The following is a 10840-nucleotide window of genomic DNA, read 5'->3' on the forward strand; positions in this document are numbered from 1 at the left end:
GCTTATCTTCGTGAGAAAAGTAGCTTTGAAGCGTCCGGATTTTCTATGCTATCCCATTCAACGCAAGAGGCAGTGCTAAAAGACCATTTCGACAAAATGGACATCGGACATAAAGGTTATCTCCTTCCCAACGAATGGAAGAGATAGGAAAAATCCTCTGAAAACAAAAATTAGAGTTATTTACCATCCATTAATTTTCTACTAGGAAATATGGTGGTAATGGATGGTAAAAAATAGGGTATAAGGAAATTTTTCTATTAAAGATAATAGATATTCTTTCTATTTTTTTGTCATTCAGTATCCTGGTCGGTAGAGCTTGGCTTCAATCCAGTCCACGATATCCTCGGGTTCAGGAACCTGAGCCAGGCCCGATTTGAAGATTTGACGGGCGACCTTGATGGCCGTGTTGATCTCTACACGCAGGACATCTTTTTGCGGCGGGAAAAGCAGACCGTGGGCCCGTTGCTCCGGTGTGACCTGTTCAGCGGTCGCTCTGGCGGCTTCAAGGAAGACCTCGTCGGTGATGCGTCGTGCCTGTGTTGCCCAGACAGCCAGTGCCACGGCGGGGAAGATATAAAAATTATTGGCCTGGCCGGGGGCTAGCGTCTTGCCATTCAAAGTAACATCATCGAACTGGACACCTGCAGCAAAGAGCGCGCGGCCGTCGGTCCAGCGATAGGCCTGTTCGGCAGTGCATTCCGCCTTGTCGGTGGGATTGGAAAGCGCGAAAATGACGGGCTTGTTGTTGATGCTTGCCATGGTGCGGACGACTTCTTCGGTGAAGCCACCCGCGTTGGTACTGACGCCGATCAGGACAGTAGGCTTAATAGATTTGACGGCTTCTGCAAGATCTTTCGTTGCTGCATGGGAGTGAGCGAACACTTTTTGCGAAGGATTAAGATCCTGCCGCGAGGGTTCGATCAGTCCGTTGATATCCATCATTGAGATACAGGCGCGGGCATCAGTTTCAGAAAGGCCTTCGTCCCGTAGCGCACTCACGATCATATTCGCGATACCGATCCCGGCAGACCCTGCACCGTAGAACAGGATACGCTGTTCTTTCAGCGCCTCATCCTTGATCGACAGGGCGGTGTCGAGACCCGCGATCGTAATGGCCGCAGTCCCCTGAATGTCGTCATTATAGCAAAGGATCTTGTCACGATATCGCGCCAATAGGCGGATGGCATCGTCTCCTTTCCAGTCCTCAAAATGCAGGCAGCAATGAGGATAAAGCTCTTGAATGGCTGCGACGAGTTCATCAACGAATGCGTCGAGTTCGTCTGACGATGGGGGCGCCTGCCGCAAACCGAGATAGAGTGGATCGTCAATCAATTCCTGATTGGTCGTACCGATATCCAGCAACATCGGCATCAGGCCCTGAGGTGGAATTGCGGCGCAGGCTGTATAGAGTTGCAGCTTACCCACCGGAATGCCCATGCCGTTGGCTCCAATATCTCCGAGCCCTAGAATGCGACCGCCGGAACTGACGCAGATAAAGCGCACATCTTTTTCGGGCCAGTTGGCGAGAATCTCTTTCACATGCCCTTTGTGACGCAACGAAAGATACAGACCTTGTGGTCTCTCAAAGAGACGATTGTACTGAAGGCAGGCATCGGCGATTGTCGGATCGTAAACAATCGGAAGAAAGCGTTTCGGATCGGACATCACAACCTTGAAGAACAGTGTTTCGTTACGCTGTGACAATCCATTCAGATGCAAAAAGCGCTCGAGATCGCTGCTCTTGCTGTCCAGCTGCCACAGGACGCGCTCCATCTGCCGATCAAGGGTTTCGACGGCGTCAGGCAGGAGGCCGAGCGTACCATTCTTGTGCCGCTCCTCATTCGTGAAGGCGGTTTCGCGGTTGTGAACCGCATCCAGAAGGGGAGGGAGTGAAGATGCAGTGCGATCGGACGTCATGTCTGTCTCCATTCATTGATGAACAGACAATGGATGTGCGTTGATGGTGCTGGTAGTCGCATAAAAGGCATTGTATCTGTGTATAAAACGCAAAGATGGCCCCTCAATGCACGATGACGCCGGTGACCTGAGATTTTTCGTACTCCTCGTTGAATCGGGAAATCTGACTGCCGTCGCACGTCATCTCAACGTTTCGGCTGGAGCTTCCAGTCGAAGACTGGCTCGGATGGAGGAGCGGCTTGGCGTACGGCTGGTCACAAGGACATCGAGGCGTTTCGACCTGACGGATGAAGGGCAGACGTTTTATGAGCGTGCTGCAGAGATCATGATTGATATTGAGGCAGCCGAAGCCGAGATCTCCGCCAATCAAAAGGAACTTCGTGGTGTTCTGAGGATTGGAGCACCACTTGAACTGGGACGTCGCCGTTTGGCTGATTTTGTCAGCGAATTCGCCGATCGTTTCCCGAAGCTGCGCGTCCATCTTCTTCTGTCGGATGAAGGGCTGGATGTTGTTAATAGTCGCCTTGACCTGGCCATTCGGATTGGCATGCCGAATGAAACGGGGGTTGTCGCGACAAAAATCATGAGCAGTGAACGAGTCATCTGCGCTGCTCCGGCCTATCTTGAGAAATTTGGCATGCCTGCCACTCCTGCCGAATTAAATCGGCATCGTTGTATTTGCCTGATGCGTGGGCATGAGCTGGGAATGCTCGACCGATGGCGGCTGTCTCGTGAAGGAGAAGATCAGGTCGTTGAGGTAACGCCGCATCTATCGACGACGAGCGGCGAAGTGGTGCATGATTGGGCACTCAAGGGTAAAGGCATCGTGTTCAAAGTCTTGTGGGACGTCGGCGACGACCTGCAATGCGGCAGGTTGGTCCGTCTTTTACCGGAGTACCAAGGGGAGACGATCGGATTGTTTGCAACGATGCCAAGTCGACGTAACGTGCCTCTGCGCGTTCGAACTTTTCTCGACAATTTAAGAGATTTTTTGGCGCACCGACCGTCATGGCATTAGTGAAAATAATTAATATGTATGATCGGATTTTTTGTAATTATTAATAGAAATTACAGCTAATACACTCAATATTATATTCTAATTATTGTTTCCTATAGCCAGAAGAATTTGATGGAAATTGGCGCTTGGTCCAGTCAATTCCGTTTCAAGGGTGGCAAGCGAGATGCTGGCTCGAGGTGAGGGGCCGGAGATGGGATGGAATGGAATGTTGCGCCATCAGCATGAATTTGTCGTAGGTAAGCCGGAACGACTGCTACACCCAGTCCCGCCGCAACCATTGGAATTGTTGCGGTGATCTGAGGGGCTGCTTGTCCGAAACGCGGAGTAAAGCCGCCTTGTTGACAGGCTGAGATAATAGCATCGTAGAAACCGGGGCCGAGTGAGCGATCAAAAATAAGAAATGGTTCTTTGGCGACGTCGATTAATTTGAGCGTGTGGCGCTTGGAAAGTGGATGGCCTTTTGGAATGGCGATCAGGGTTGGTTCATCAAAGAGAGGATGGAGTGCGATGTCCGGATCTGGCGCTGGCGGGCGTACAATGGCGAGATCTACCCGGCGCTCTCGTAAAGCCTCACAGAGAGCGGGGGTGTACTCTCTTCGAGTGTGATTACAATATCGGGCCACTGCTCTCGAAATGCCCGTATGGCTTTAGGTATTAGAGGTAACAGCGCGACCGCTCCAGCCATCCCTATTCTAAGACGCCCTTGTTCGCCAAGAGATAATCCTTTGGCCAGAAGGTGAAATTGATGTTCAAGGCGCAGAATTGTCTGGGCTTTTTCAAAAAGCTGCTCCCCAAAATCCGTCAAGGTGGCCCCGCGTTTAGACCGGATAAAGAGTTGCACTCCTAGCTCTGTTTCTAGGGATTTGATCTGCTGACTGAGAGGAGGCTGCTCAATGTGAAGCGTCTCTGCGGCTTTTGTGAAGCTGCCATGCTCTGCGATGGCCACGAAATAGCGTAGGTGACGAAGGTCCATGTATCCGTATGATATACATATGACAATCAGTCAAAATATATATTGGACGTTTAAAAGAGGGGCATCCATCTTGGGGGAAGAATTTTTGTTGGGGATCCTGTGTTATGACTTTCACTGTTGGACATTATCTCGCTGAGCGGCTGACACAAATCGGCTTGAAACACCATTTTGCTGTTGCTGGTGACTACAATCTGATTCTGCTTGATCAACTGATTGAGCATGGCGGTATGAAGCAGATCTATGACTGCAATGAGTTGAATTGCAGCTTTGCGGCAGAAGGTTATGCACGCGAAAATGGTGCTGCTGCTGCTGTCGTGACGTTTAGTGTCGGTGCAATTTCAGCAATGAATGGCCTGGGTGGGGCTTATGCTGAAAATCTTCCCGTCATTCTGATTTCTGGTGCGCCGAACTCTAATGATCATGGGTCGGGCCATGTCCTGCACCACACGATCGGCACGACAGACTATAATTATCAAATGGAGATGGTGAAGCACGTTACATGTGCGGCTGAGAGCATCACCTCGGCAGACACTGCACCTGCAAAAATCGATCACGTCATTCGGACCGCACTGCGCGAAAAAAAGCCCGCTTATCTAGAAATTGCTTGTAACGTTGCGAGCCAGCCTTGTGTGCGCCCAGGTCCGGTTTCGTCGCTTCTGTCTCACCTGAAGGCAGACGAAGTCAGCCTCAAAGCTGCGCTTGAAGAAAGTCTCGCGTTTCTTGAAAAATCCCAGAATGTTGTCATTCTTGTCGGGAGCAAGCTGCGCTCTTGTGAGGCACTGACTGAAACAGTGGCTCTTGCAGACAAGCTCGGTTGTGCCGTGACTGTTATGGCTGCGGCCAAGAGCTTCTTCTCTGAGGCGCATCCGGGTTTCCGCGGAGTGTATTGGGGGGAGGTCAGCAGCCCTGGCGTTGAACATGTCATTAAGAGCGCTGACGCTGTTATCACTCTGGCTCCGGTCTGGAATGATTATTCGACTGTCGGTTGGCGGGATTCCGTGCGTGGAGAGCGTGTGCTTGAAGTGGACCCGAGCCGGGTTACGGTGAATGGAAAGACTTTTGAAGGTTTCCGTTTGAAGGAATTCGTGGCTGTACTGACAGAGAAAGTCTCCAGTAAGCCTGCCTCGCTTGAGAAGCCTTATGCTCCTGTTACACTGTCAGTGGCTGATGGATCCGAACCTCTGACCAATGATGAAATGACCCGTCAGATCAATGCGTTGGTCGATGGAAACACGACATTATACGCTGAGACTGGTGACTCCTGGTTCAATGCAACGCGTATGCATCTGCCTGAGGGTGCCAAAGTTGAGTCGGAAATGCAGTGGGGGCATATCGGCTGGTCTGTGCCGTCCATTTTCGGTAATGCCCTGGCTGCTCCTGAGCGTCAGCATGTTCTGATGGTTGGTGATGGCTCGTTCCAGCTGACGGCACAGGAAGTGGCGCAGATGGTTCGCTATGAACTGCCGGTTATCATCTTCCTCATCAATAATTTTGGTTATGTTATTGAGATCAAAATTCATGATGGCCCCTATAATTATATCCAGAACTGGGACTATGCCGCTCTGATGCAGGTCTTCAATCAAGGTGTTCCGGGCGTAGAAAGTGGCAAATATGGACTGGGCCTGCACGCTACGACAGGTGAAGAACTGGCTGATGCCATTGAAAAGGCCAAGAAGAATACTCGTGGACCAACATTGATCGAATGTAAGCTGGATCAGACAGATTGCACCGAAACGCTCGTGCAGTGGGGCAAATTTGTTGCAGCCGCAAATTCCCGCAAGCCTGCCTGAAAATAAGTAATTTTATTTATGTATTTGCCTTCCTGATTTTAAAGGAAGGCAAATACATAAGTGCGCCTATAATAAATAACTAAGCGTTTTAAAATAAAAATTTATAACAAAAAATGCAGGAATTATCGTACATAGTTTATGCAGTTAAGTAATTCTATTTTTTGAAGTGAGTATCTCTCATGCGCATATCACGTTCTACCAACCCTCGGATCGGGAGGCGTGGGTTACTTTTGGGTATGTCGTCTCTCAGTGCCCTCTTTTGTGTTCAAGCAACTCGTGCTGCCACATTGAGTGGCGGTGCGTTGCGCTCCGGAGTGGTGCATCAGAAGTTCATGTCGGTCTCATCTCTTTTGGTGCCGCACAAGCTCAATGAAGCTATTGGAATGAGAACGGCGGATGCAATGATCGCGACTGTTCCTGATTTTCCTCAACATTTAGAGCAGCTAGCATCGTTCATTGAGGCTAAAAAGCCCGCTGATGTTGAAGAGCTTATGGAAGCTCTACCAGAGGTTTCTTTGAAAAATGCCGCTCAAAGCATAATTGAATCTTGGTATACTGGTGCAGTTCAGGGGGCATCCACTATTTCCGTCATTTCTTATGAAGAGGCTTTGATGTTCAAAGTCACGTCTGATGTAATGACGATACCCTCTTATGCTATTTCTGGGCCTAATGGCTGGACGGCGGACGCTCCGCCTCTTTCTCAACTTCCGATTTTTTGAGGCTGATATAGGAGCGCGCTGAAATGGTAAATGAGACAAAATATGATGTCGTCGTCGTCGGAACGGGCGTTGTTGGGTGTTTGATCGCTGAACAAGCTCTAGATGCTGGTTTGTCAGTGCTCATGTTGGAGGCTGGGCCCAGGGTTGATCGACAGACCATCGTAGAAAATTTTCGAAACCTTCCTCCGTCGTTGCGACATCATTGGGATGCGCCATTTCCTCCCCCACCATGGGCGCCAGTTCTCGAAACACGCACGCTTGGCGAAGAAAATGCTTATCTGGATCTGACAGGGCCTAATGCCACGGCTTACCAGCAAGGTTATGTTCGGTATGCTGGCGGGGCGACGTGGCATTGGGCTGGCATTTGTTGGCGGATGACCCCCGAGGATTTGAAATTAAAAAGCCTCTATGGGGTTGGGCGCGATTGGGCTTTTGATTATGCGACTTTAGAGCCGTATTATGCTCGTGCAGAATATGCTCTGGGCGTTTGCGGTCCAACGGATACTGCATTGCAATGGCCTCCAAAAGCGCCTCGTTCCCGGCCTTATCCCATGGGTCCGTTACCTTTGGGGCCAGGAGAGCAGCGCTTCACCGACGTTATGGCGCCACTTGGGTTGCGAAATTTGCCTGCACCGCAGGCACGCAATAGTGGTGTTAGCTATGATGGGCGTCCTGCCTGCTGTGGCAATAATAACTGTTTTCCGGTCTGCCCTATTGCTGCAAAATATGATGCAGCCACGGCACTGCCACGCATTGAGGCCAAGGGCGGAAAGCTTTTAACTAATGCTGTTGCCTATCGCATTGAAGCGGATGATCATCATAAAATACAGGCTGTCCATTATTATGACCCTCATCGAACATCACATCGCGTAACAGGGCGTGCTTTCGTCATTGCCTGTAATGGCATTGAGACCCCCAAACTTCTGCTCTTGTCCAAAGATGATCGCCATCCAAATGGAATTGCCAACAGTTCCGATCAGGTAGGGCGTAACATGATGGATCAGCCGAAGTTGAAAGCGACTGTTGAAATGAGCGAGCCGCTTTGGACTGGGGTTGGACCTGTACAGGGCAGTAGCATTCTGAACACCAGTCAGGGCGACTTCCGTAGTGAATACGCTGGAGCCATGTTCCGTATGGAAAATATGGCCCGAGGCTCGATTGGTGCAGCAGAAGCGTTAAAAAAAGGTCTGTATGGACGTGCCCTTGATCAGGAAATTCGCCGCCTATCTGCTTGTACCGGACTGTTAGTTGTAGAACACGAGCCTCTTCCGTCTTCTATTAACCGTCTGACTCTGTCAGATAAAAAAGACTGGTTAGGCCTTAATCGCCCGCGAATTTATTATGATGTAGGCGACTATGTGCGGCGTAGTGCAGAGCAATATACTATTCCGACACTTAAAAAGATGGCAACGGCTTTAGGGGCGACTAAGTTCGATCTGAATCCTGAGTTCTTGCATAGCGATCACATCATGGGTGGCTGCATTATGGGGAAAGATCCATCAGACTCAGTTGTCGATGTTGATTGCCGCTCTCACGATCATGAGAATCTCTTTCTTCCCGGCGGGGGTGCAATGACAACCGGTGGGAGTGGAAATAGCACGATTACAATGGCAGCGCTTGCTTTGAAGGCCGCCGACGCAATCGTAGCACAATTCAAGACGGCTTGATCTCATGATACAGCGATCCTTTTTCTATACTGTTACAGTCTGCTCTCTTGCTATTATTGCTCTTTCTGCGACACATCCTGCAAAGGCTGATCCACTTGGAGACCCACAGCGTGGTCAGTATCTGGCGGTTGCTTCAGACTGCGTAGCTTGTCATACAGCGCCTCATGGACAGCCTTTTGCGGGTGGTTTGGCCATGCATACTCCTTTGGGGATTATGTATTCGACAAACATTACTCCGTCTTTGTCAGCAGGTATTGGTCACTATTCGTTAGAAGATTTCGACAAAGCTGTTCGGCGTGGCGTCAGAAAAGATGGTGCCAACCTGTACCCAGCAATGCCGTACACAGCTTATTCCTATCTGACGGATCAGGACATTGCTGATTTATATGCTTACTTCCAGAAGGATGTTGCTCCGGTAGATAAAAAAGGGCCGGTTACAGCGCTGCCATTTCCGATGAATATCCGGTTCTCCATGTCTTTTTGGAACATGTTGTTCCTGAATGGAAAACCCTATCAGGCTGATGCGACAAAGTCGGCAGAGTGGAACAGGGGAGCTTACCTGGTACAGGGGGCGACGCATTGTGGAACCTGCCATACACATCGTGGGTTCCTGATGCAGGAAGATCTGGCGCACCCGCTGTCGGGAGCCAGTCTTGGAACATGGTACGCACCAAACATTACCCCTGACACAGTCAGTGGTATTGGGAGTTGGAGTGATCAGGATCTTACGGAATATCTCCGCACGGGACGCCTGCATGGCAAAGCACAGGCCGGAGGCGGAATGGGTGAGGCTGTTGAACACAGTTTCTCTCATATGTCTTCTGGTGACCTGAATGCCATTAGCGTTTATTTGCGCAGTTTAAAGCCGGTCAGTGATCCGAATGATCACGCTTCGTCCAGATTTCAGCAAGGCCATGACCTAAATCCGTCAGTCGAGCTGCGGGGGGTAACCCCGATTCTAGATCATAACGACAACACCGCCAGTGGAGCGGCTCTCTTTATGGGGAACTGCGCCTCGTGTCATGGGGCCAGTGCTCAGGGAAGTAAAGATGGTTATTATCCATCCCTTTGGCATAATTCGGTGACAGGCGCGTCTCGTGGCGACAACCTCATTTCAACAATTCTGTATGGTGTCTCTCGATCGGTAGAGGGGCGCCAAGCCTTCATGCCAGGTTTCGGCGGAAAATCGGGAGATGCTGTACAACTGGACGATAGTCAGATCGCCAGGTTGAGCAATTTTGTTTTCAAAACATATGGTCGACCAGACGTTCAGGTCACACCACAGGATGTTGCGCTTATCAGAAAGGGTGGGCCTGCCTCTCCATTATTGCTGTTGTCCCGAGTTGGCATGGCGGCGGGAGCAATACTGGTTCTGATACTGTGTGCCGTAGTGTTCGTCATAAGACGTCATAAAACGAGGAATGTTGTTTAAAATAGAAAGGATATGAGTATGTTTGAAAAAATGCGTAAGTACAGAAAAATTATGCTGATTATGTCTTTTGCGGGGGCTGTGTCTATGTCTTCATTGTCATCTATCCATGCTCAGGAAGTATCCATTCCGGAACTTCCAAAGAAAGTTGATCCAGACTTGAAAAAGAACATAGTCGGGGTTTGGGAGCTGGTCTCTTATAAGGTTCAGGATAAAGAAACCGGGAAGTTGATTGACGCTATGGGCGCCCATCCGCGTGGCCGCGTCATCTTCACCCCTGACGGTTGGGTTGCGTTTAATCTTGAAGGGAGTGATCGTCAGCCGGCAAAAGATGATGCAGATCGCGCGCATCTCATGAAAACACTCGTTGCCTATATTGGCCGCTATCGTGTGGAAGGTAACCAGTGGGTTACAAGTGTACAGACAGCATGGGCGCCAGAATGGGTTGGAACAGAGCAGCGTCGTAATATCGTCGTAAAGGGGAATGAAGCTGATGTTCTGACGCCTTGGAGGATTATGCCTAACTGGGATAACGGAAAAATGTCCCGCAGCATTATCCGTTTCAAACGGGTCAATTAATCCGGAAAAGCCGGCGACCGTGCTCTACACTCCTAAAAAAGGAGCGAGCACCTGGAGGGATCGAAGAACCGTTGATTGATGTGCTTGGCTGGTAATTTCTGGCTTTTGGCGATTTTATTGACGGTTTTTGCGATGGGATCCGGTCTGCGTTTTGAGCAGATTGGGGGCTGTTACCCGCTTGATAGCTACGCTGTGATGCGGATCCGCTCCAGGAAGAGAAAGCGGCGCATATTRTAGACGATATTGGCCAGCCCGATCCTCATGCTGGCCCGGGTGATGCCGACAGTTCCGACGAACAGCCCTGTCTGTGACTTCTGATCAGCAAAGACGTGTTCGACGCGGGATCGGATCACCGACTTCCCTGCATTCGATTTCTGGATATGTCGGGGCATAGGTGGAGGGTTCGAAAAACTCTCTGGTTTTGGGTCAGTCTTTATGATTCCATTTTCCTTGCGTTGATTGGAGTATGGATCATGAAGCAGGCGGGTTTCTTTGATGTTGAAGAACGGCTTGCCCGGTTGAGTGGGCTTGGTGACCAGCTCGAAGCATTTTCCCGGACTGTGGGTTTTGAGGTGTTCCGCCCTGATCTGGAGCAGGCTCTGGCCTATTCAGATGGAAGCAAGGGCGGGCGACCGCCGTTCGATTCAGTGTTGATGTTCAGGATCCTGGTGATCCAGACGCTGAACAATTTGTCCGACAAACGGACGGAATATCTGATCAACGATCGCCTSTCSTTCATGCGCTTCCT

General features: G+C 50.2%; 10 protein-coding genes and 2 pseudogenes. 8 read left to right on the plus strand and 4 right to left on the minus strand.

The window, feature by feature from the left end:
• Positions 1-294: 294 nt before the first annotated feature.
• On the minus strand, positions 295-1917 hold the full coding sequence (locus KP705_RS14620) for an NAD-dependent malic enzyme (protein WP_063904959.1): 1623 nt from the start codon (positions 1915-1917) through the stop codon (positions 295-297).
• 106 nt (positions 1918-2023) lie between these two features.
• On the opposite strand from KP705_RS14620, the pseudogene KP705_RS20190 reads away from it, so the two are divergent.
• Together KP705_RS20190 and KP705_RS14625 are read left to right on the plus strand one after the other, a co-directional pair.
• A pseudogene (locus KP705_RS20190) lies at positions 2024-2203 on the plus strand (LysR family transcriptional regulator); the annotation flags it as partial.
• 39 nt (positions 2204-2242) lie between these two features.
• A complete protein-coding gene (locus KP705_RS14625; RefSeq protein WP_249198700.1) occupies positions 2243-2935 on the plus strand; it encodes a substrate binding domain-containing protein in 693 nt (230 codons plus the stop codon).
• Between the two features lie 134 nt (positions 2936-3069).
• Here KP705_RS14625 and KP705_RS20195 read toward each other — a convergent pair whose 3' ends face one another.
• Together KP705_RS20195 and KP705_RS20200 are read right to left on the minus strand one after the other, a co-directional pair.
• Positions 3070-3558: a LysR substrate-binding domain-containing protein gene (locus KP705_RS20195; protein ID WP_308267587.1), complete on the minus strand. Its 489-nt coding sequence runs from the start codon at positions 3556-3558 to the stop codon at positions 3070-3072.
• Entirely contained in the window at positions 3483-3908 is a 426-nt protein-coding gene (locus tag KP705_RS20200) for a LysR family transcriptional regulator (RefSeq protein ID WP_244974649.1), read from the minus strand. The genes KP705_RS20195 and KP705_RS20200 overlap by 76 nt, the downstream gene beginning before the upstream one ends.
• 104 nt (positions 3909-4012) lie before the next feature.
• Between KP705_RS20200 and KP705_RS14635 the strand changes: the two genes are divergently transcribed.
• From KP705_RS14635 to KP705_RS14655, 5 genes are all read left to right on the plus strand, one after another.
• Entirely contained in the window at positions 4013-5698 is a 1686-nt protein-coding gene (locus KP705_RS14635) for an alpha-keto acid decarboxylase family protein (RefSeq protein WP_211499660.1), read from the plus strand.
• 179 nt (positions 5699-5877) lie between these two features.
• On the plus strand, positions 5878-6417 hold the full coding sequence (locus tag KP705_RS14640; RefSeq protein ID WP_082872749.1) for a sugar dehydrogenase complex small subunit: 540 nt from the start codon (positions 5878-5880) through the stop codon (positions 6415-6417).
• Positions 6418-6497: 80 nt separating this feature from the next.
• Positions 6498-8084, plus strand: a complete 1587-nt coding sequence (locus KP705_RS14645) for a GMC family oxidoreductase (protein WP_252348412.1) — start codon at positions 6498-6500, stop codon at positions 8082-8084.
• 4 nt (positions 8085-8088) lie between these two features.
• Entirely contained in the window at positions 8089-9516 is a 1428-nt protein-coding gene (locus tag KP705_RS14650; RefSeq protein ID WP_081749541.1) for a c-type cytochrome, read from the plus strand.
• An 18-nt stretch (positions 9517-9534) separates the two neighbouring features.
• Positions 9535-10092 carry a lipocalin-like domain-containing protein gene (locus KP705_RS14655; protein ID WP_244151056.1) on the plus strand — a complete coding sequence of 186 codons (558 nt, stop codon included), beginning with the start codon at positions 9535-9537 and terminating at the stop codon, positions 10090-10092.
• A 185-nt stretch (positions 10093-10277) separates the two neighbouring features.
• Here the strand turns inward: KP705_RS14655 and KP705_RS14660 are convergent.
• A pseudogene (locus KP705_RS14660) lies at positions 10278-10487 on the minus strand (IS5/IS1182 family transposase); the annotation flags it as partial.
• 78 nt (positions 10488-10565) lie between these two features.
• On the opposite strand from KP705_RS14660, the gene KP705_RS14665 reads away from it, so the two are divergent.
• On the plus strand, positions 10566-10840 hold a 275-nt coding region (locus tag KP705_RS14665; protein WP_215764716.1), incomplete at its 3' end, for a transposase.

Source organism: Gluconobacter sp. P1D12_c, from assembly GCF_018812105.1.
Classification (GTDB): domain Bacteria; phylum Pseudomonadota; class Alphaproteobacteria; order Acetobacterales; family Acetobacteraceae; genus Gluconobacter; species Gluconobacter oxydans_A.